This is a genomic window from Roseovarius bejariae (genome assembly GCF_009669325.1).
GTDB classification, from domain to species: Bacteria; Pseudomonadota; Alphaproteobacteria; order Rhodobacterales; family Rhodobacteraceae; genus Roseovarius; species Roseovarius bejariae.
Window position 1 is genome coordinate 306005 of record NZ_SZWE01000001.1, and the last position, 20126, is coordinate 326130.

At 61.7% G+C, this 20126-nt stretch carries 17 protein-coding genes and 1 other RNA gene; 9 read left to right on the top strand and 9 right to left on the bottom strand.

From position 1 onward, the window contains the following. The first annotated feature begins 30 nt into the window (after nucleotides 1–30). From ptsP to FDP25_RS01530, 7 genes are all read left to right on the top strand, one after another. Complete coding sequence (gene ptsP, locus FDP25_RS01500) at nucleotides 31–2274, top strand: phosphoenolpyruvate--protein phosphotransferase (RefSeq protein ID WP_154148410.1); 2244 nt, start codon at nucleotides 31–33, stop codon at nucleotides 2272–2274. 108 nt (nucleotides 2275–2382) lie between these two features. Then, nucleotides 2383–2736: a transfer-messenger RNA gene (gene ssrA, locus FDP25_RS01505) on the top strand. Between the two features lie 86 nt (nucleotides 2737–2822). Further along, nucleotides 2823–4070, top strand: a complete 1248-nt coding sequence (gene chrA / locus FDP25_RS01510; protein WP_154148411.1) for a chromate efflux transporter — start codon at nucleotides 2823–2825, stop codon at nucleotides 4068–4070. 73 nt (nucleotides 4071–4143) lie between these two features. Then, nucleotides 4144–4614 carry an SspB family protein gene (locus tag FDP25_RS01515; protein WP_154148412.1) on the top strand — a complete coding sequence of 157 codons (471 nt, stop codon included), beginning with the start codon at nucleotides 4144–4146 and terminating at the stop codon, nucleotides 4612–4614. A gap of 94 nt (nucleotides 4615–4708) precedes the next feature. Beyond that, a complete protein-coding gene (gene fumC / locus FDP25_RS01520) occupies nucleotides 4709–6103 on the top strand; it encodes a class II fumarate hydratase (RefSeq protein WP_154148413.1) in 1395 nt (464 codons plus the stop codon). 5 nt (nucleotides 6104–6108) lie between these two features. Continuing rightward, nucleotides 6109–6288 carry a DUF4169 family protein gene (locus tag FDP25_RS01525; RefSeq protein ID WP_154148414.1) on the top strand — a complete coding sequence of 60 codons (180 nt, stop codon included), beginning with the start codon at nucleotides 6109–6111 and terminating at the stop codon, nucleotides 6286–6288. Then, complete coding sequence (locus tag FDP25_RS01530) at nucleotides 6285–6506, top strand: ribbon-helix-helix domain-containing protein (protein ID WP_154148415.1); 222 nt, start codon at nucleotides 6285–6287, stop codon at nucleotides 6504–6506. The genes FDP25_RS01525 and FDP25_RS01530 overlap by 4 nt, the downstream gene beginning before the upstream one ends. A 119-nt stretch (nucleotides 6507–6625) precedes the next feature. Here FDP25_RS01530 and FDP25_RS01535 read toward each other — a convergent pair whose 3' ends face one another. The 3 genes from FDP25_RS01535 to FDP25_RS01545 all read right to left on the bottom strand — a co-directional run bounded on the left by FDP25_RS01535 (nucleotide 6626) and on the right by FDP25_RS01545 (nucleotide 10100). After that, entirely contained in the window at nucleotides 6626–7993 is a 1368-nt protein-coding gene (locus FDP25_RS01535) for a cytochrome P450 (RefSeq protein WP_154148416.1), read from the bottom strand. Continuing rightward, on the bottom strand, nucleotides 7990–9261 hold the full coding sequence (locus FDP25_RS01540; RefSeq protein WP_154148417.1) for a hypothetical protein: 1272 nt from the start codon (nucleotides 9259–9261) through the stop codon (nucleotides 7990–7992). The genes FDP25_RS01535 and FDP25_RS01540 overlap by 4 nt, the downstream gene beginning before the upstream one ends. 86 nt (nucleotides 9262–9347) lie before the next feature. Next, nucleotides 9348–10100, bottom strand: a complete 753-nt coding sequence (locus FDP25_RS01545; RefSeq protein ID WP_154148418.1) for a cytochrome c biogenesis CcdA family protein — start codon at nucleotides 10098–10100, stop codon at nucleotides 9348–9350. 92 nt (nucleotides 10101–10192) lie between these two features. On the opposite strand from FDP25_RS01545, the gene FDP25_RS01550 reads away from it, so the two are divergent. Both FDP25_RS01550 and FDP25_RS01555 read left to right on the top strand, forming a co-directional pair. Beyond that, nucleotides 10193–10426 (top strand): sulfurtransferase TusA family protein, encoded by a 234-nt coding sequence (locus FDP25_RS01550; protein WP_154148419.1) that lies wholly within the window; start codon nucleotides 10193–10195, stop codon nucleotides 10424–10426. Nucleotides 10427–10546: 120 nt separating this feature from the next. Next, a complete protein-coding gene (locus FDP25_RS01555; protein ID WP_154148420.1) occupies nucleotides 10547–11809 on the top strand; it encodes an MFS transporter in 1263 nt (420 codons plus the stop codon). A 68-nt stretch (nucleotides 11810–11877) separates the two neighbouring features. Here the strand turns inward: FDP25_RS01555 and FDP25_RS01560 are convergent, their stop codons facing one another. From FDP25_RS01560 to purC, 6 genes are all read right to left on the bottom strand, one after another. Beyond that, on the bottom strand, nucleotides 11878–14634 hold the full coding sequence (locus FDP25_RS01560; RefSeq protein ID WP_154148421.1) for an Rne/Rng family ribonuclease: 2757 nt from the start codon (nucleotides 14632–14634) through the stop codon (nucleotides 11878–11880). Between the two features lie 453 nt (nucleotides 14635–15087). Beyond that, nucleotides 15088–16422 (bottom strand): sigma-54-dependent transcriptional regulator, encoded by a 1335-nt coding sequence (locus tag FDP25_RS01565; RefSeq protein WP_154148422.1) that lies wholly within the window; start codon nucleotides 16420–16422, stop codon nucleotides 15088–15090. Between the two features lie 6 nt (nucleotides 16423–16428). After that, nucleotides 16429–18195, bottom strand: a complete 1767-nt coding sequence (locus FDP25_RS01570; protein WP_154148423.1) for a sensor histidine kinase — start codon at nucleotides 18193–18195, stop codon at nucleotides 16429–16431. Nucleotides 18196–18235: 40 nt separating this feature from the next. Continuing rightward, nucleotides 18236–18904 carry a phosphoribosylformylglycinamidine synthase subunit PurQ gene (gene purQ, locus FDP25_RS01575; protein WP_154148424.1) on the bottom strand — a complete coding sequence of 223 codons (669 nt, stop codon included), beginning with the start codon at nucleotides 18902–18904 and terminating at the stop codon, nucleotides 18236–18238. Then, a complete protein-coding gene (gene purS / locus FDP25_RS01580) occupies nucleotides 18904–19143 on the bottom strand; it encodes a phosphoribosylformylglycinamidine synthase subunit PurS (RefSeq protein WP_154148425.1) in 240 nt (79 codons plus the stop codon). Before purS ends, purQ begins: the two co-directional genes overlap by 1 nt. A 58-nt stretch (nucleotides 19144–19201) precedes the next feature. Then, the gene (gene purC / locus FDP25_RS01585) at nucleotides 19202–19963 is read right to left on the bottom strand and encodes a phosphoribosylaminoimidazolesuccinocarboxamide synthase (protein WP_154148426.1); all 762 of its coding nucleotides are present in this window, start codon (nucleotides 19961–19963) and stop codon (nucleotides 19202–19204) included. Nucleotides 19964–20126: the final 163 nt, after the last annotated feature.

A 20126-nucleotide genomic window follows, 5' to 3' on the forward strand; every position in this document is an offset into this window, starting at 1 on the left:
AAACGAGGGCCAGTCGCGGCGCGGGCATAGATGACGCAAGAGCACCAAACAGACAGCCGCCAAATGCTGGGCCGACTGCGCAGCGTCATGGCCGAAGACGCCGCCGGTCAACAACGGCTTGACCGGATTACAACCCTCATCGCCGAAGAAATGAAGACCGAGGTCTGCTCGATCTACCTTTTCCGCGACGAAGACACGCTCGAACTCTGCGCCACCGAAGGCCTCAACCCCGAGGCCGTACACGAAACCCGGATGCGACTTGGCGAGGGCCTCGTGGGGCGCGTCGCCCGCACCGGCAAGCTCGTCAATACCGATGACGCCCCCGGCACACGCGGCTTCCGCTACATGCCCGAAACCGGCGAAGAGGCCTATAGCGCCTTTCTCGGCGTCCCCATCCAGCGGCTTGGCGAGATGCTGGGCGTGATCGTCGTACAGTCCAAGGATGCGCGCAGCTTCTCCGAGGAAGAGGTTTACGCCATCGAGGTCGTCGCCATGGTCATCGCCGAGATGGCCGAACTGGGCGCTTTCGTGGGCGAAGGCGCGGCCATGTCCGCCCGCCACCAACAACCCGTCCTGTTTCGCGGCACCTCGGCACAGGAAGGCAACGCACAGGGCCATGTCTGGCTGCACGAACCGCGCGTCGTGGTCACCAACCCCATCGCCGAAGACCCCCACCGCGAGCTTGAGCGCCTCGAAAGCGCCGTCGATGAACTGCGGGTCGGCGTTGACCGGATGTTATCCACCGCCAAATCCGGCGATAAGGAGCAACTCCAGGTACTCGAAGCCTACCGGATGTTCGCCAACTCCAAGGGCTGGATGCGCCGCATGGAGGAAGACATCAGTCGCGGCCTGTCCGCCGAGGCTGCCGTGGAAAAGGAACAATCCACCGCCCGCGCCCGTATGGGGCAAGTCACGGATGTCTACCTGCGCGACCGCCTGCATGACCTCGACGACCTGTCCAACCGGCTACTGCGAATCCTGACCGGGCAAGGCAATGAAACCGGCGCCGAAATGCCCGCCGACCCGATCCTGATCGCGCGCAACATAGGCCCGGCCGAACTTCTCGATTACGGTCGCAGGCTCAAAGGGATCATTCTTGAGGAAGGCTCTGTCGGCTCCCATGCGGCCATCGTGGCGCGGGCGCTCGCCATTCCCCTTGTGATCCACGCCAGCCGCATCACCACCGAGGCGCTCAACGGCGACCCCGTGCTGGTCGATGGCGAACAAGGCATCGTTCATCTGCGGCCCGATGAATCGGTGATCGCGGCGTTCCGTGACAAGATGGCGATGCAGGCCAAGGCGCAGGAACGCTATGCCTCGATCCGCAACAAACCCGCCGAAACGCTCTGCGGCCACCACATCGGGTTGCACATGAATGCGGGGCTCATGGCCGACCTGCCCAGCCTCGAAAGCTCGGGCGCCGAAGGCGTCGGGCTGTTTCGTACGGAATTGCAGTTCCTGATTCGCAACCACATGCCCAAGCGCGCCGAATTGAGCGAGCTTTATTCACGCGTCATGGACGCCGCCATGGGCAAGCGTGTGGTGTTTCGCACGCTCGACATCGGGTCCGACAAGGTCCTGCCCTACATGAAAGCCGTGGATGAGCCCAACCCGGCGCTTGGCTGGCGCGCGGTAAGGATCGGGCTTGATAAACCCGGGGTCATGCGGATGCAGCTTCAGGCGCTCGTGCGCGCCGCTGCCGGACGCCCATTGTCGGTCATGTTCCCCTTCATCGCGCAGCGCGAAGAATATTTCGCTGCCCGCGACGAGATGGACAAGGCGCTTGAACGCGAACGTATTCTTGGCCACCCCCTGCCCGAAAGCCTTGAGGTGGGGGCGATGCTCGAAACCCCCTCGCTCGCCTATGCCTCGGACAGTTTCTACGAGGCCGTGGATTTCCTTTCCATCGGCGGCAACGACCTCAAGCAGTTCTTCTTTGCCGCCGACCGTGAAAACGAACTTGTGCGCAAGCGCTACGATACCCTCAATGTGTCGTTCCTTGGCTTCATTGAACATATCGTTGACCGCTGTGCGGCCACCAACACCCCGCTCAGCTTTTGTGGCGAGGATGCGGGCCGCCCTGTCGAAGCCGCCTGTTTCGCCGCCATCGGGTTGAACAGCCTCTCGATGCGCCCGGCCTCCATCGGCCCGGTCAAATCCATCCTGCGCCGGACCAACCTGATCGAGTTGCGCAACGTGATTGACAAGGCCCGCGACGAGGGCGCGCAATCGGTGCGCCCCGCGGTGATGGACTACCTGCGCGGCAAGCTCTGATCCGGGGGGTTTCGTACGACTCGTACGAAAGTGTCAGGCACAGTTGTGATTTTCGTACGAAAATCGGGGGGTAAGCGTACGACTCGTACGAAAATTTTGCCGCCGCCGCCCCTTTCCAAAAGCCCCTGACTTGCCTATATCTTGCGTGTTCCTTCGGGAACTATGGACATAAACGCGCTCGTAATAAGCGGATCGGACCCGGGGGCGGTACCCGGCGGCTCCACCAAAAAACCTTTCGTTGGAGGTGGTTAGGGGGCCGAAACAGGATCGACGAACGTCTAAAGGGGTTAGCTTTGTCCCGGTGAGATACCACCGTTATCGGTTCGCTAAAGCATAATTGCCAACGACAATCGTGCTCCGGTCGCCGTTGCTGCGTAAGCAGTAACAAGACCGAAATCTAAGCCCAGCCCTCTAGCAAGGTCTGGCGGGGTTCGCAGGCACCTGGCAACAGAAGCCTGCACTTCTCACCCCAACACCCTGATATTGCTAACTTTTATGACGTCGCGCAAAAGCCTTGCGCGAATCCTGAAGGGCGTTATCACCCTTTTATGCAACCCTCTTACGGTGATCTTTTTCGGGTGTTCGGACGTATCGGCCTTCTGTCCTTCGGCGGCCCGGCCGCCCAGATCGCGCTTATGCATACCGAACTGGTCGACCGTCATAAGTGGTTGAAAGAACAACAGTTTCTCGGTGCATTATCCTTCTGCATGCTACTCCCCGGCCCCGAGGCCATGCAACTGGCCACCTACGCAGGTTGGCGCCTGCGCGGCACCCTCGGCGGCCTCATCGCGGGTGGTTTGTTCGTCGTACCCGGAGCACTGGTCATCCTCGGGCTTGCCATGGGCTATGCCGCCTATGGGCAAGTCCCTGTTATTCAATCGCTTTTCTTGGGGATCAAGGCCACCGTCGTGGTCATCGTGTTACAAGCCCTGCTCTCGCTCTCACGTCGCGCGCTCAAGGGATGGGACAGTTGGGCACTTGCCGGTCTGGGGTTCGTGGCGATGTTTTTCTTTTCGGTGCCCTTTCCCGCCATCATCATCGCGGCAGCATTCTGGGGCTTCACCACACAACGTGCAGACCAGAATTCACCACATGAAGAACACCCTGTAATATATTATTTTAAAACCATTAAAACTATTATTCTCTGGCTGGTTATTTGGGCCACTCCCATCGTGACAGCCTGGGCCATGGGTGCCACGTTCCTGACCGAGATCGCACTGTTCTTTTCGAAACTCGCCGTCGTCACCTTCGGTGGTGCCTATGCCGTTTTGGCCTACATGACCCAAGCGGTCGTCGAAACCCACGGCTGGCTCACCACCCCCGAAATGATCGACGCTTTGGGCCTTGCCGAAACCACCCCCGGCCCGCTGATCCTTGTCACGCAGTTCGTCGGTCACCTTGCCGGCCATCATGAGGGCGGCGCGCCGCTCGCGCTGAGCGCCGGCGTAATGGCCCTTTGGGTCACCTTTACCCCTTGTTTCCTTTGGATTTTCGCAGGTGCGCCCTATGTCGAAACCCTGCTCGCGCGACCGCGCCTGAAGGAGGCCTTGGCTGCAATTTCCGCGGCTGTCGTGGGGGTCATCCTCAACCTGTCGGTCTGGTTTGCCCTGCATGTGGTGTTCCAAGAGGTCGCAACCGGACAGTTCGGCCCCAGTCCCAACTTATCTAGCTTTAGCCCAATGTCGGCCATTTTCATCGCCGTGGCCTCTGTCCTGCACTTATACCTGCGCCTGTCGATGATCCGCACGCTGTGTCTCATGGTCGGACTTGTCGGAATGCTTCACTTCGTCATCTGAGCAACTCCCTCCAGAGGTCTTTTGTTTTGGATCGAATCCCCTATGCTTGGAATCATGAACTATGGGGCGATGGATGTCTGACACGATTGACTATGGAAAACTGATGCATCGGGCCATGCGCGGCCTGATTCAGGATGTTCTGACCGATGTACGGGATAACGGCCTTCCGGGCGCGCATCACTTCTTTATCACCTTCGACACAACGCACCCCGACGTTCAGATCGCCGACTGGCTGCATGATCGCTATCCCTCTGAAATGACTGTAGTAATGCAGCATTGGTTTGATGATCTGGAGGTCACCGATGAAGGGTTTTCTGTCACCCTGAACTTCGGCGACGCGCCCGAGCATCTTTATGTCCCCTACGACTCGATCCAGACATTCGTGGACCCATCGGTGGAATTCGGCCTTCGCTTCGAGACACAAGACGAAGACGAGCCGACCGATCCAACGGATGAGCAGCCTGACGACACCGACGAAGAGCCCGAGGGCGAGGACGACCATGGTGATGCCGAGGTTGTCAGCCTAGACAGCTTCCGGAAATAGTGTGGCGTCCGACCACGGTATTCCACAGTATACATTATTGATCTTTCCGGTGCGTCAGGTATGACAAGCATAACCTAGATGCAGGAGAGCCATAATGACCGCAACCCGCACCGAAACCGATAGCTTCGGCCCCCTGGACGTGCCCGCAGACAAATACTGGGGCGCACAAACACAACGCTCGCTGATGAATTTCCCAATTGGCTGGGAACAGCAGCCCGTCGCCATCGTGCGGGCGCTTGGCGTGATCAAGAAGGCTTGTGCGCAGGCCAACAAGGAGTCGGGTAGCCTTGATCCGAAACTGGCCGATGCCATCATTCAGGCCGCCGGTGAGGTCTTTGAGGGCAAGTTCGACGACAACTTCCCGCTCGTGGTCTGGCAGACGGGATCAGGTACACAGTCGAACATGAACTCCAACGAGGTCATCGCGAACCGTGCAATCGAGATTCTGGGCGGCGAAATCGGCTCCAAGGACCCGGTTCATCCCAACGATCATTGCAACATGGGGCAGTCTTCGAACGATACCTTCCCGACCGCGATGCATATCGCCACGGCGATGAGCGTGCATGATGTTCTGCTGCCCGGCCTGGAGAAACTGGCCGCGTCATTGGAAGCAAAATCCAGTGAATTCAAAGACATAATCAAGATCGGTCGGACCCATACCCAAGATGCGACCCCGCTGACACTTGGTCAGGAATTCTCGGGTTACGCACATCAGGTCCGTCAGGGGATCGCCCGCGTGAAGGCCGCACTTCCGGCGATCTACGAATTGGCGCAGGGTGGGACCGCCGTGGGCACGGGCCTGAATACGAAAAAGGGTTGGGGTGAGACTGTCGCGGCGAATATGGCCGAAATCACGGGTCTGCCCTTTGTGACCGCGCCGAATAAATTCGAGGCCCTGGCGGCGCATGATGCCATGGTGTTCATGTCCGGTGCGATCGCGACCGTCGCGGGGAGTTGCTATAAAATTGCCAATGATATCAGGTTCTTGGGAAGCGGCCCTCGCTCGGGCCTTGGTGAGTTGATCCTGCCCGAGAACGAGCCGGGAAGCTCGATCATGCCGGGCAAGGTGAACCCGACGCAGGCCGAGGCGCTGACGCAGGTGGCGGCGCATGTGATGGGCAATGACGCGGCGATCAAGTTTGCCGGGTCGCAGGGGCATTTCGAATTGAATGTCTACAACCCCATGATGTCCTATAACCTGTTGCAATCCATACAACTTTTGGGTGACGCGGCGGATAGTTTCACCGAGCGTATGCTCAATGGAATCAAGGCCAACGAAGAGCGGATCGAGAAACTGATGCGCGAAAGCCTGATGTTGGTCACGGCACTGGCCCCGACCATCGGCTATGACAACGCCACCAAGGTTGCCAAGACCGCCCACAAGAACGGAACGACACTTAAAGAAGAGGCTGTAAACCTCGGATTTGTCGACGAAAAAACCTTTGACGAGGTGGTGCGCCCCGAGCAGATGATCGGGCCGAAGGACTAAGCGAAATGTCGAAACCGGTGAACCTGAATCGGTTTCGCAAGAAAAAGGCCCGGGCGGAAAAGCGCGCCCGGGCCGATGAGAACGCGGTCAAACATGGCCGGACAAAGGCTCAGAAAGAGCTTGAAAAGTCACGCAATGTCAAAGACTTAGCGAATTTTTCGAAACACAGGCGGGATGAGGAATGAGCGGGCGGCCCATCAAACGCTCGCTCACCCTACGGGGGCATCGTACCAGCGTGTCTTTGGAAGAAGACTTCTGGCGCGCGTTTCGTGAAATTGCCGAAGAAAAATCCATTCCAATCAATGCGCTAGCAGCGGAAATTGACGAGGCCCGCGGGGTGGACTCGGGCCTTGCCTCGGCCATCCGGCTTTATGTTCTGAAATACTACCGTGACCGAGCCTGATTTTCGTACGAGTCGTACGCTTACCCCCCTATTTTCGTACGAAAATCCGGGAGGCCCGAAAAACTTTCGTACGAGTCGTACGAAACCCCGGCGTTCTTCGGGCCTGCACGATGAGCGCACTACCCCCTCGGCGTGATCCGAAGCCAAATCCCATCCTTGCCCCGCACGGTCAGGTGGGCCACCGGCATCGCGGGGCGATCCTCGACCACCTCGAAACGATAGGCGCGGACAAGCATCGACAGCAAAAGCGGCCCTTCGATCATGGCAAAGCCCGCCCCGGTGCAAACGCGCTGACCGGCGGAAAAGGGCATGTAGGCGGTGCGCAGGCAGGTCTTGCCATTTTCGGTGGCAAATCGGGCGGGGTCAAATTCATCCGGGCGATCCCAAAGCCGTTCGTGGCGGTGCTGGTGCCATGGGCTGAGCACGATTTGCGCGCCTTTCGGCACGTCGCGGTCGCGGAAGCGTTCGGGACACGTGGTTTCACGCACCATCATCGGCACAGGCGGATAGAGGCGCAGGGCCTCGCGGAAGACATCACGGGCAGTGCGCAGCTTGCCCACCTGTGCAAAACCGGGGCCGTCAGCGCCGTAGACCTCTGACGCCTCTTGCGCGATCTTGTCTTGCCAGTCGGGATAAAGCGCCGAGAGGTAGAGCGCCCATGCGAGGGCCGAAGCGCTGGTTTCATGGCCTGCGAGAAAGAAGATCGCCACTTGATCGACCATCTCTTCGGTCTCGAAGCGTTCCCCCGTCAACGGGTCTTCGGTGGTCATGATCTTGGTGGCAAGGTCATCGGGAGCGGTGCCTGCCTTGATCGCCTTCATCCGGGCGGTGGTGAGTTCGGTGATCAGGCCGCGAATGGTGGCGGCGGTTTTCCTGGCCTCGGCCAGATGGAAACGCGGCACCCAACGGGGCAGCGGCAGGAAAGCGCCGAGGTTCAGGATGGGCTGTGCGCGCTGATGGTCGCGGAAGGCATGAAAGACACGGCTGGCGATGTCGTTTTCAATGGGGATGGAAAACAACGTGCGAAAGATCACGTCGGCGGCGGCGTGGGAGGTCTCGGCCTCGATCTCATGCGGTGTACCATCTGCGAACTGGGCAAGGCGGGTCACGGCCCCCTGCCCGGCCTTGAGCATTGCAGGGTATGTATCGCGCAACCGGCCGCCTTCGAAGGCCGGGTCGATGATCCGGCGCTGGCGTTTCCATGTCTCGCCATTGGTGACGAAAACGGAGTTTCCCAGAAGCGGCGCCAGCCCTTCACGGATGCGGTTCGATTTCGGGAAATCGTCGGGGCGATCCTTGAGCACCAGATCGACAAGCTCGGGCTGGTTGCAGAGGTAGGAGCGGAAAAACGGCGTTTTGAATTCGGCCATCCACGCGCGGTAAAGGCGCGCGGGCTGCGCCGAGAGGATGTCTTGGCGAAAGAGCCGCATGTAGCGCCAGAGGGAGACGCGGCCCTCACGGGCCGGGGGTTTGGGTGGTAGGGTCATGCGGCCATATCCGTGAACTTATTGACAGGTGCGGTGATCATACTGGGCGATGGCGGGCGGCCTTCGAAGCGCTGCCCAAGGGTTTGCGGGCCTGCGGTGATCTGGAAATAGTCGTAATCGCCGGGCCGGTCGAAGGCGCAGAGGTATTGGAAGTGCAGCCGGAAAAAGCGCCAGCGGAGTTCTTTCCACCGTTCGGGGCTGAGGGTCTGGGTGAAGGCCGCCGAGAGGACCAGCGGGGATTTCTGCCCCTCGGGGGCCACACCGGAGACCGTCACAGGATCACAGAGCGCGAAGGCGCAGCCATCGCCGGGGGCGGTGACATCGACCCATGTGAGTTCATCACGGGTGCAAAGATAGTGCAGATCGGCGCGCAGGCGGTGGGCCTTGGGCAGGAAAGAGACCATCGGGACGACCTGACCGAGGCTGAGGAAGGAAAGCGTGGGGCCATCGCGTGGCACCCTGCCCTGCCGGATGAGATCCGACAGGATCGAAACGCCAAGGTGGGCCCCCGAGGAATGGCCGACGACGAGGAGTTCATCGTAATCTTCGGTCAGAGCGGCGGCGATTTCATCGGTGAATTCGGCCATGCGCGCCTCGAGCTCGGGCGGGTTGGCCCCCTTGTGGCGGGCGGAATAGGCATAGTCGTGCATCAGGTAATAGGCGAAGAACTTGTTATCCTTGGCCTTGAACCACGTCAGGAGGCCCCAAGCGGTCGGGATAAGGCCCAGCCAATAGGCCATGTGCGCGATCATACGATGGGCTGCGAAACTGGTGCTTTCCTGCCCCAGAGGCAGGAGTTGTGTCGCCGATGACAGGCCCGCACCGATGAGATGCCCCACAAGGAGCGCGATAAGCAACTGCACGATCAGAAAGCCCACCGGATAGAGGGCGGCAATGACCGGCCCCTTGCGCAGGCGCATCAGGCGCCAGAGCGCGCCCGAGGCGATATAGGCCCAGGCGGTGCGGACAAGTTGCGCGTAGGTGCCGAGGATGCCCTGTTCCATGCTGTCGCGCACGATGTCGGACCAGACGAGGACATCGAAGGTGGTTTCGGTGGTTTCACCGTCGATCCGGCCTTTGACGTTCCAGCCGTAGCGCCCCTTGCCTTTGTCGGTTGTCTTGGGGCTCAGTGTGATGTCATAGCCGGATATACGCGCCTGTTCCGCGCCCTCTTTGCGATAGAGTTCACGGTAGCGGCGGGGGTGGATCGGATCGTACCCCGGGATATAGAAGACGCGCCTTTTACGCACAGGGCTTGGGCTGCTCATCACCTCGGACCTTATTACCGGTCAGACCCTAGCGCAGGTTTTTGGCGAGTGTAAGGCCAAGCGAAACCAAAAGGTTTGGTTTCGCTTTATCCCAGGGCGGCGAGCGACGGAAAGTTTTCCAGCAGCCAGAAGGAGAAATCCGAAAAGCCGCCGGTGAGCATCAGCAGGCCGATGGTCCAGAGGAGAAGGCCCATGATACGCTCGATCTGTTCCATGTGGCGTTTCATCCAGCCCATGAGGCCCGTCAGGCGCGGCAGGAAGGCGGCGACCAGCAGGAAGGGCACGCCGAGGCCTGCGGCATAGACCGCCAGAAGGAGGGTGCCGCGGGTCACGTTGCCTTCGGAGGCGGCCATCGACAGGATCGCGCCCAGTTGTGGGCCGATGCATGGCGTCCAGCCGAAGGCGAAGGCGAGGCCAAGGATATAGGCCCCGAAGGACGACCCGCCCTTGTCGCCCACGTCGAGCCGCGCCTCGCGATCCAGAAAGCCGATGCGATAGACGCCGACGAAATGCGCGCCGAACCCCATGACAAGCAGGCCCGCGACGGTGTTGAAGGTATCCTGGTATTGCAGGAAGGTCTGGCCGATGGCCGAAGCCGTGAAGCCGAGGAACAGGAACACCGTGGAGAGCCCCAGCACGAAGAAAAGCGCCGGCAGGATGGCGCGGGCGCGTTTCTGGCCCTCTTGGCTGAGTTCCGTGAGGGTGACGCCGCTCATATAGGCGATATAGGGCGGCACGATGGGCAAGACACAGGGCGAGAGGAACGAGATGACCCCTGCCATCAGCGCCACGATCATGGCGGGGAGAAGCCCCGCGTCGATGATTTCGATTCCGAACATGGGCCCCACATAATCCAATTGCGGGGTGGCGTCACGGCACGTGATGTCACAACCCTGTGGACAGGCTGTAACAGAGCGCTTAAGTCGCGGGTATGGAGATTACCGAGACCTTGGATGCGCGGGGGTTATTGTGCCCCCTGCCCGTTTTGAAGCTGCGCAAGCGGATGGCGCCGCTGGCGTCGGGGGCCTGTATCGAGATGCTGGCCGATGATCCGGCGGCGGTGATCGATGTGCCGCATTTCTGCGCCGAATCGGGGCATGAGTTCATCGCCCTGCGCGAAGGCGACGGGCACCAGGTTTACGTGGTGCGCAAGGCAGACGGCTGACAGGCGAGTTCCTGTCGTAAATCTCCAAGTTCGGGGCGCGGTTGCGAAGACACCGGGCGCGGCTTGCGGCATGGGGGAGGTATCGGCCCCCTGTCCGGGCCGCCACATGGGAGATGTGCGATGATACAGGTCTTGTCCGGTGTTTGGGCCCTGCTGCTTGGAATCGTGTTTATCATGCTGGGCAATGGCATGCATTTTACCCTGATGGGCCTGCGCGGCGGGATCGAGGGGTTCTCGGCCTCGGAACTGGCGATTGTCACCTCGGGCTATTTCGCGGGCTTCCTGTCGGGCGCGCGCCTGTCGCCGGAGTTGATCCGGCGGGTGGGCCATGTACGGGTGTTCGCGGCGCTTGGCAGCCTGATGTCCGGCGCCCTCATTGCCTTTCCGCTGTTGCCCGACCCATGGGTCTGGACGATCCTGCGGGTGCTCGTGGGGTTCTGCATGTCGGGCATCTTCGTGACCGCCGAAAGCTGGCTGAACGATGCGGCCACGAACGAGACACGCGGCAAGGTCCTGTCGGCCTATATGATCGCGCAGACCCTTGGCGTTATCGGCGCGCAGGGTTTGCTGACGCTGGGGGATGCGGGCACGGCGGTGCTGTTCATCGGGGCCTCGATCCTCGTGTCGCTGGCGCTGACGCCGATTCTGCTATCAGCCAGCCCGGTGCCTGCCGCCGAGGTGGCCCGGCCCATGCCGCTGCGCAAGCTGTTCAGCGGCGCGCCCCTGAGCACGGTGGGGATATTCCTGCTGGGGAGTGTCTATGCCGCGCAGTCGGGGATGGCCGCCGTCTTTGGCACGCAGACGGGCATGAGCACCGCCGAGGTGGCCCTGTTCATGGCCATGCTGTTCGGCGGGGCCTTGTTGCTGCAATATCCCATCGGCTGGCTGTCGGACCGGATGGACCGGCGCAAGTTGATCCTGGGGGCGGCCCTGCTTGGCGCGGTGGCCTGCGCGGCAGGTTGGACCTTGGGCGGGTCGATGTGGCCGCTGATGGGGGCGGCCTTCATGGCGGGCGGCACAACGATGCCGCTATACGCGCTGTTCCTGGCCTATACGAACGACTCCCTCGCAACCGAGGACATGCCGGCGGCCTCGGGCGGGCTGGTATTTACCTTCGGTCTTGGCGCGATTGCCGGGCCGATGGTGATGGGCTGGGCCATGCAGTGGATCGGGCCTTTTGCCTTCTGGCTGGTTCTGGGGGCGACCTTCGGGATCATCGCGCTTTATGCGCTTTACCGGATGACACAGCGCGAAATGACACCGGTCGAAGACACCGAGAGCTATCTTGGGGTTTTGCCCTCGGCCTCGCCCGTGGCGGTGGAGGCGGCGGGCGCATGGGCCGCGGAGCAGGCCGAAGCCGAGCGCGACGACAAGGCGCCCTGACACGCGGAATACCCCGAAAAGAAAACGCCGCGTCCCGAGGGGCGCGGCGTTCTGTTTGCTGATCCGGCTTAGCGGCCCAATGACCACCAGCCGCGTTTCTTGGGCTTGGCCGGTGTGGCCTCACTGGCCTCTGCCGGGGCGGGTGCGGCCTCTTTCGGGGCCTCCTGCACCGCCGGGGCGGGTTCCGGGGCCTCCTGAGCGACCGGGGCGGCTTCAGCGGCTTTTTCCGGCTGAGGGGCGGCCTTGGCCTTTTCCTTCGGGGCTTCGGCGGGGGCCTCCTCTTTGGGGCTGTCGGCCTTGGCCTTGGCGGTGCTGCGCGGTTTGCGCGTCCGCTTGGGCTTCTCGGCCTTGGCCTCGCCGGTGTCGGCCTTGTCGTCTGCGCCGTCTGCCTTGGTTTCGGCATCCGCGGCCTTTGTATCTTCGGCTTTTGCCTCATCGGCTTTGGCCTTGGATTTTGAGCGCGACCGCGAGCGTGTGGCCTTCTTCGGCTTGTCCTCGGAGGGTTTTTCCTCAGCCTTGTCGTCGGTCTTGGCTTCGGCGGCTTCGGAAGGCTGGGCGGCCTCGCCCCCGGACTCGGAGGGTTTCTCCCCCTCGTTGCCGTTCTGTGCCTCGCCGTTCTGGCCCTCTTCGCCCGATTTGGACTTGGAGCGGCGGCGACGGCGGCGGCGGCGCTTCTTGGGTTTGCCCTCTTCGCCGTTGTTGTCACCGTTCTCGGCAGTGTTGTCCGATTTGGCTTCGGCCGATTCTTCGGTTGAACTGTCGATGTCATCCATCAGCGAGCTGTCGACCGACACCACCGGGGCTGTCGCCTCGGGGACATTACGGGTTGCTGTCTTGAACTTCTCGATGCTGAAATCGGGCGAGATCAGCAGCGGGTCACCCTCGATACGAACGGACAGGCCGTAGCGCGCCTCGATTTGCGCGACATGTTCACGTTTCTGGTTCATTAGGAAGTTGGCGATGCCCACGGGGCATTTCACCAGGACCTCGCGCGAACGGCCGCGCACGCCCTCTTCCTCGATCTGGCGCAGGATCGACAGGGCGAGGTTGTCGTCCGAGCGGATCAGACCCGTGCCGTGACAGGCAGGGCATGGCTGTGTCGTGGCCTCGATCATGCCGGGGCGCAGGCGTTGGCGGCTCATTTCCATCAGGCCGAACCCCGAGATGCGGCCCACCTGAATGCGGGCGCGGTCGGTTTTCAGCTTGTCCTTCATCCGTTTTTCGACGGCGGCGTTGTTCTTGCGCTCGTCCATGTCGATGAAGTCGATCACGATGAGACCGGCCAGATCGCGCAGGCGCAATTGGCGGGCCACCTCTTCGGCGGCCTCAAGGTTGGTCTTGAGGGCGGTTTCCTCGATCGAGCCTTCCTTGGTGGCGCGGCCGGAGTTCACGTCGATGGCGACGAGCGCCTCGGTCACACCGATGACGATGTAACCGCCCGACTTGAGCTGTACCGTCGGGTTGAACATTGAACTGAGGTAGCTTTCCACCTGGTAACGGGCGAAAAGCGGCAGCGCGTCCTGATAGTGTTTCACGTTCTTGGCGTGGGACGGCATGATCATTTTCATGAAGTCCTTGGCGATGCGGTAGCCGCGTTCGCCTTCGACCAGAACCTCGTCAATCTCGCGGTTATACAGGTCACGGATCGACCGTTTGATCAGGTCGCCTTCTTCGTAGATCTTCGCGGGCGCGATGGATTTCAGCGTAAGTTCGCGGATCTGTTCCCAAAGGCGTTGCAGGTATTCGTAATCGCGCTTGATTTCCGCCTTGGTGCGCTTGGCCCCGGCGGTGCGGATGATCAGGCCCGCCCCGGTGGGCACGTCGATTTCCGCGGCAGTCGCCTTGAGCTTCTTGCGGTCGGCGGCGTTGGTGATCTTGCGCGAGATGCCGCCGCCACGGGCGGTGTTGGGCATCAGGACACAGTAGCGGCCCGCGAGGCTGAGGTAGGTTGTCAGGGCGGCGCCCTTGTTGCCGCGTTCTTCCTTGACGACCTGCACCAGAAGGATCTGGCGGACCTTGATCACTTCCTGGATTTTATACCGGCGCGGGCGCGGTTTGCGCGGCGGGCGGATGTCTTCGTGATCGTCATCGTCGGCGACGGATTCGATCGAGTCGTCTTTCGAGCTGGCGTCAGAGGGTTTTGCGGCCCCCTCGTCGGAATCGTCGTTGCCCTCATCTTTGGCGGCGTCGGCCTTGGCCGGTGCTTTGGAGGTCTTGGCAGCGCTGTCTGCGGCTTTATCCTCCGCGGTTGCGCTCGTGTCCGATGTATCGTCGGAGGGTTCCTCGACCGGGGTTTCGGCCACGGTTTCCATGGGCGAAGAGCCCTCGGGCGTGCCTTCGGACGCTGGCGTTTCGAGGTCGATGGTTTCCATGCCGGAAATTTCGCCATTCTCGGCGGTGGTTTCGGCCTCGGTGCTGATCACGGCATCCCCGGCCTCGGTCTTTTCGGCCTTGGTCTTGGAGCGTGACCGCGAGCGGGAGCGCGATGGTTTCTTGGGTTTCTCGTCGTCTTCCTCGCGGGCGCGCTGTGCCTCGGCATAGGCGCGTTCCTCTTCCAGCAGCGCCTCGCGGTCGGCCACGGGGATCTGGTAGTAATCCGGGTGGATTTCCGAGAAGGCAAGGAAGCCGTGGCGGTTGCCGCCGTAATCGACGAAGGCCGCCTGAAGCGAGGGTTCGACCCGTGTTACCTTGGCGAGATAGATGTTTCCGGCGAGTTGCCGTTTGTTGTCGGATTCAAAATCAAATTCCTCGACCTTGTTTCCGTCGACCACCACGACGCGGGTTTCTTCCGCGTGGGTGGCATCGATGAGCATTTTCTTAGCCATGTTATCCGTTTGCACCGCGGCAAACGCACCACGCCCTGCCCGGGTGGACCGGGGGGTGTTGTGGAATGCGGCGGGTGTCTGTTGGGCGCGATGGCGGGCGTACGGAAGGGTGCGCCGGTCTCGGCACCTGCCCCTTGCCTATGGTGTAGCGCGCGCTTCATCGCGGTTCTTCTTCTCCGGCGCTTTGCCTTGCGCCAACTCTGTCACCTGCGGGGCCGTCCGTGCGGCGGCAGGCATTCGGGTGATCCCCGGTCGGGGGATCATATCGGTCTGTTTCGAGGTGTGGACGCAGTATTCGTCCGACAGCGGCCCTAAACAGCGAAACTCTTGCTGCGCGGGAAAATCCCGGCCTGTAGGACACACTAAAGCGTTGAGTGGGCCAATTACAATGGGGAAAATGCATGGTGGCTGTCCGGGCGGCCCTGTCTTGGGCCACCCGTTGACGCCGCGACCTTAAAGATAGTCGGACCGTTGCAGGCCGTATTTGGCCATTTTCTCGTTCAACGTCCGGCGCGGCAGGCAAAGTTCGTCCATCACCGAGGCGATGGAGCCCTTATGACGGCGCATGGTGTTGTCAATCAGCATCCTCTCGAACGCCTCGACATATTCCTTGAGCGGTTTGCCTTCGGTGGTCATCACAGGCTGCATTTCCTGATGGTCAGACATCAGGAGCGACGCGATGGTGCCCGAGCCGCGGCGCGATTGCAGGACGGCGCGTTCGGCCACGTTGATGAGTTGGCGCACGTTGCCGGGCCACGGCGCTTGCAGAAGCTGGGCGGCTTCCTGCGCGCTGACCTCGGGGGTATCACATCCGTAGTCATCGGCGAAATTCTCGGAAAACCGGGTGAAGAGCGTAAGGATGTCTTCGCCCCGCTGGCGCAGGGGCGGCACGGTGATCCGCAACGCGCCCAAGCGATAGAACAGGTCCGAGCGCAGGGCGTCTTCGCAGGTGCGATCCTGTTCCTGCATGTTGGAGATTGCCACGATGCGGGTTTCGGGCGGGGTGCCTTCATCGTTGATATAGGTGAGCAACCGGGCCTGGGCGGCCTCGGAAAGCGACTCGATATCTTCAAGAACGAGGGTGCCGCCGCGCGCCTCTTCCACCGCCGGGATCTGGCTGTCTTCGGGTTGGACCGGGCCGAAGAGGCGCTTGATCAGCGCGTCTTCTTCAAGGGCGGCGCAGGACACCAGAACGAACTTCTTGCCTGCGCGGGAGCCGACGGCGTGCAGCGCATGGGCCACCAGAGTCTTGCCGGTGCCGGTTTCGCCTTCGATCAAAACGTGGCCATCGGCCTGCCCCAGATCGAGGATGTCTTCCTTGAGCCGCTCCATCACCGGCGAGACGCCGATCAGTTTTTTCATGAGTTGCCCGCCATCGGAAAGCTCGCGTCGCAAGGCGCGGCTGTCCAATGTCATGCGGCGGGCATTGGTGGCCTTCTTGGCCAGTTGGTTCATCTTGTCGGGGTTGAAGGGCTTTTCGAGAAAGTCATAGGCGCCCATGCGCATTGCCTCGACCGCCATGGGCACATCGCCGTGGCCGGTGATCATGATCACCGGCAGGCTTGAATCGGTGCCCATCAGTTTCTTGAGGAATTGCATTCCGTCCATGCCCGGCATCTTGATGTCCGAGACCACGATCCCCGGATAATCGGGGCCGAGTACCTTGAGCGCCTCTTCGGCACTTCCGAAGGCCTCGGTGTCATAGCCCGAAAGCGCCAGCCATTGGCTGATGGACTGGCGCATGTCCTTTTCGTCGTCGATGATGGCGATTTTCATGGCACTAGGCATGTCAGATCACTCCGCAGCACGGGTTTCTTCAGGTAAGATAGGGAGTTGCATTTCAAATACAGCCCCCCCGCCAACCGCATTGCGCGCGGTCAACCGGCCCCCAAGGTCGTTGACGATCCCCGAGGAAATGGCAAGACCCAAGCCCACCCCATCACCCGGCTGCTTGGTGGTGTAGAACGGCTCGAACAGGTTTTCGATGTCTTCGATCCCGTGGCCATTGTCGCGAACGGTCAGCATGGCGGTTTCGCCACCGGCCAGCAGGATGTCGATGGCGGGATCGTCGCTGGCTTCGGTGGCGTCCATGGCATTGCGCAGCAGGTTGATGATCACCTGTTCGATACGCACCCTATCGCCCATCACGATCACCGGGTCATCGGGGATGGACCGGGTGATGGTGATCTTGCGCTGGCGCAGTTGCGGTTCCATCATGGCCAGGGCGGAATTGAGCGCTTCGCCCATTTTTACAGGCTCGAAGGCATCCCGATCCTGCCGCGCGTAGGATTTCAATTGCTTGGTGATGGCGCCCATCCGCTCGATCAGGTCGTCGATCCGCTGGAAAGAGGAGACGGCCTCGTCGGGGCGGTTGCGGGTGAGCAGAAGGCGGGCCCCGGCGAGATAGGTTTTCATCGCTGCGAGGGGCTGGTTCAACTCGTGACTGACGGCCGCCGACATCTCGCCCAGGGCGGCGAGTTTGGAGCTTTGCGCGAGGGTCTGTTCGGCCACGGCAAGGTTTTCCTGCACCCTTTCGCGTTCGGCGATTTCCCGCTGTAGCCTTGCGTTCAATGCGCGAAGCTCTGCCGACTCGCGTTGGAAAAGCGCCATGCGCACCGCCGTTTTGCGGTTCAGGAAATAGAAGGCGAGTGCGAGAAGAATCGCGAACCCCATGATTTCGAGGGCGAGAACGCCGTTCACCTTGTCGCGCACGCTGGCGTAGGTGGTAAACGACGCGATGCGCCATCCGCGGAAGGCCACGCGGCCCTCGACCCGCATCACCGCCTCGCCCTGAAGGTAGGCGTCGGCGGGCAGTGCCGTCCAATCGGCGGTGGCCTGAATGGCGCGTTCGATGGCGCTGTCGACGGGTTCGCGGCGCAGGGCCTCGGCCTCGCTCAGGCCGCGCCAGCGGGGTTCGGTGGCAAGGATGATCTGCCCCTCGCTGTCAGTCACCAGAACGGCGTCGGAAATTCCCGCCCAGGCCCGTTCGTACTTGCCCAGGTCGACCTCGACCACGATCACGCCGGCGATCTGGTTCTGGCTGTCGATCCTGCGGGAATAGAAGAAGCGGTATTGCCCGGTCTCGTCCTCAAGCACCTGAAAAATCGTATCGCGGGAGCGCAGGGCCTCAACATAATAAGGGGCTTGGCGGTGGCTTTGGCCCAGCCTGTCACGTTCGGTCGCGGCCACGGTGCGCCCGTCGCGGTCCAGCAGGGTCAGCGAGGCGGCGCCGATTTCCTCCAGAAAGGACAGGAGGCGTTGCGTGGATTGCGTGTAATCGCCGGTGTTGAGGGCCTGGATGAGCGCCGGGTCACGGGCCAGAAGCTGTGGCACGATGGCGTTCTGGCGCAACTCGCTGAGCAAGTTGCCGCTGTAGAGAACGAGGCGTAGCTCGGCGCGGTTGCGGGTGTTCTCGGTGAAGCGGTCGGTGAGCAGCCGGTTGGTGACATAGACCACCCCAATGGCCATGGCGAGGATCGCAACAAGAGCCAGACGCGCGCGCCAACTGATGGTGCGCGTGCGGCGGCGCATGGAGTTGGATGAGGTGGGCAGCAGGCTCATTGCCGTAATCTACGCCCGCAGGTGCGGGGCGGCAAGGGGATCAGGCCGCCACGACCTGCGAGACAAGGCTTTCGAAAAGGGCCGCGCCATCGGTGCCGCCGTGTGCCTCTTCGGCCATGCGTTCGGGGTGTGGCATCATGCCGAGCACCCGGCGGTTTTCCGACAGGATCCCGGCGATGTCATCGACCGAGCCGTTGGGATTGTCGTTGTAGGTGAAGGCGACCCGCGCCTCGCCGTGCAAGCGCTTGAGGGTCTCGGGATCGGCGAAATAGTTGCCGTCATGGTGGGCAATCGGGAAGGTGACCGTCTGGCCCGCCTCGTAGCCGCAGGTATAGGCGCTGTCGGCGGTTTGCACGGTCAGGTCCACCGGCTTGCAGATATATTTCAGGGCCGCGTTGCGCAGCAGGACGCCCGGCAGCAGGCCGGTTTCGGTGAGCACCTGAAAGCCGTTGCAGATGCCAAGGACATAACCGCCCTTTTCGGCATGGGCGACGACCGAGCGGCAAATCGGGGAATTGGCGGCGATCGCGCCGCAGCGCAGGTAATCGCCGAAGGAGAACCCACCGGGCACGCCGATCAGGTCGATGCCCTCGGGGAGCGCGGTATCCTTGTGCCAGACCATGGAGACCTTGGCCCCTGCCCGCTCAAGCGCCACGGCCATGTCACGATCACAGTTGGAGCCGGGAAAGACGATGACGGCGGCGTGCATCACGACACCTCGACCGAGTAGCTTTCGATCACGGTGTTGGCGAGCAGCTTTTCGCACATGGCGGTCACGGTCTCGCGGGCCTTGTCGGCGTCGGTTTCGGCAAGGTCCAGTTCGATCACCTTGCCTTGGCGCACCCCTTCGACCCCGTCAAAGCCCAGTTGGCCGAGGGCGTGGCGCACGGCCTCGCCCTGCGGGTCCAGAACGCCGTTTTTCAGCATGACATGCACGCGAGCTTTCATCAGTCATCTTCCCGTTCTTGCATGGCGCGGGCGGCGCCGGTTCGTGTTTGATGCGCGATCAGTTGATCAGCGTCGGTTTGGTCACTTGCGCGGTGTTCTTGGGCATGACGCCAAGGCGGGTGGCCACCTCGGTATAGGCATCCGTCAGGCTGCCCAGATCACGGCGGAAGACATCCTTGTCGAGCTTCTCGCCGGTTTCGATGTCCCACAGGCGGCAACTGTCGGGGCTGATCTCGTCGGCCACGATCAGGCGTTGGAAATCCCCCTCGAAGATGCGGCCGATCTCGATCTTGAAGTCCACCAGACGGATGCCGACGCCATACATGACGCCAGACAGGAAATCGTTGACCCGCAAGGCGAGGCTGAGGATATCGTCCATGTCCTGTTGGCTGGCCCAGCCGAAGGCGGCGATATGTTCTTCGGTCACCAGCGGATCGCCCAGCTTGTCATCCTTGAGGCAGTATTCGACGATGGGGCGCGGCAGTTGCGTGCCCTCGTCGATGCCAAGGCGCTTGGCCATGGAGCCCGCGGCATAATTGCGCACGATCACCTCAAGCGGCACGATCTCGCAGCTGCGCACAAGTTGTTCACGCATATTGAGGCGCTTGAGGAAGTGGTTGGGAATGCCGATGTTGGTCAGCCCCAGCATGAAGTACTCGGACAGGATGTTGTTGAGAACGCCCTTGCCCTCGATCACAGCCTTTTTCTCGGCGTTATAGGCAGTTGCGTCGTCCTTGAAATACTGCACGACGGTGCCGGGTTCCGGCCCCTCGTACAGGGTTTTCGCCTTGCCTTCGTAGATTTTCTTGCGCCGCGCCATGCAGCCTCCGTCGCTGACCGGGGATGAGTCCCGCGGGTCCTTGGCGCCCTCTTAGTGCATGGGCGGGATTGCCGCAAGACGCCATGACATGCCACTGGGGCCTTGCGATCCGCGCCGCGGGGCGGCATATCTTGGCCAACAGCAACGCCGCACTAGGGGATTG

Excerpts from the sequence above, each read along its gene's own strand:
- ptsP (WP_154148410.1), top strand. The coding sequence starts at position 31 with ATGACGCAAGAGCACCAAACAGACAGCCGCCAAATGCTGGGCCGACTG.
- chrA (WP_154148411.1), top strand. The coding sequence starts at position 2,823 with ATGCAACCCTCTTACGGTGATCTTTTTCGGGTGTTCGGACGTATCGGC.
- FDP25_RS01515 (WP_154148412.1), top strand. The coding sequence starts at position 4,144 with ATGTCTGACACGATTGACTATGGAAAACTGATGCATCGGGCCATGCGC.
- fumC (WP_154148413.1), top strand. The coding sequence starts at position 4,709 with ATGACCGCAACCCGCACCGAAACCGATAGCTTCGGCCCCCTGGACGTG.
- FDP25_RS01525 (WP_154148414.1), top strand. The coding sequence starts at position 6,109 with ATGTCGAAACCGGTGAACCTGAATCGGTTTCGCAAGAAAAAGGCCCGG.
- FDP25_RS01530 (WP_154148415.1), top strand. The coding sequence starts at position 6,285 with ATGAGCGGGCGGCCCATCAAACGCTCGCTCACCCTACGGGGGCATCGT.
- FDP25_RS01535 (WP_154148416.1), bottom strand. The coding sequence starts at position 7,993 with ATGACCCTACCACCCAAACCCCCGGCCCGTGAGGGCCGCGTCTCCCTC.
- FDP25_RS01540 (WP_154148417.1), bottom strand. The coding sequence starts at position 9,261 with ATGAGCAGCCCAAGCCCTGTGCGTAAAAGGCGCGTCTTCTATATCCCG.
- FDP25_RS01545 (WP_154148418.1), bottom strand. The coding sequence starts at position 10,100 with ATGTTCGGAATCGAAATCATCGACGCGGGGCTTCTCCCCGCCATGATC.
- FDP25_RS01550 (WP_154148419.1), top strand. The coding sequence starts at position 10,193 with ATGGAGATTACCGAGACCTTGGATGCGCGGGGGTTATTGTGCCCCCTG.
- FDP25_RS01555 (WP_154148420.1), top strand. The coding sequence starts at position 10,547 with ATGATACAGGTCTTGTCCGGTGTTTGGGCCCTGCTGCTTGGAATCGTG.
- FDP25_RS01560 (WP_154148421.1), bottom strand. The coding sequence starts at position 14,634 with ATGGCTAAGAAAATGCTCATCGATGCCACCCACGCGGAAGAAACCCGC.
- FDP25_RS01565 (WP_154148422.1), bottom strand. The coding sequence starts at position 16,422 with ATGCCTAGTGCCATGAAAATCGCCATCATCGACGACGAAAAGGACATG.
- FDP25_RS01570 (WP_154148423.1), bottom strand. The coding sequence starts at position 18,195 with ATGAGCCTGCTGCCCACCTCATCCAACTCCATGCGCCGCCGCACGCGC.
- purQ (WP_154148424.1), bottom strand. The coding sequence starts at position 18,904 with ATGCACGCCGCCGTCATCGTCTTTCCCGGCTCCAACTGTGATCGTGAC.
- purS (WP_154148425.1), bottom strand. The coding sequence starts at position 19,143 with ATGAAAGCTCGCGTGCATGTCATGCTGAAAAACGGCGTTCTGGACCCG.
- purC (WP_154148426.1), bottom strand. The coding sequence starts at position 19,963 with ATGGCGCGGCGCAAGAAAATCTACGAAGGCAAGGCGAAAACCCTGTAC.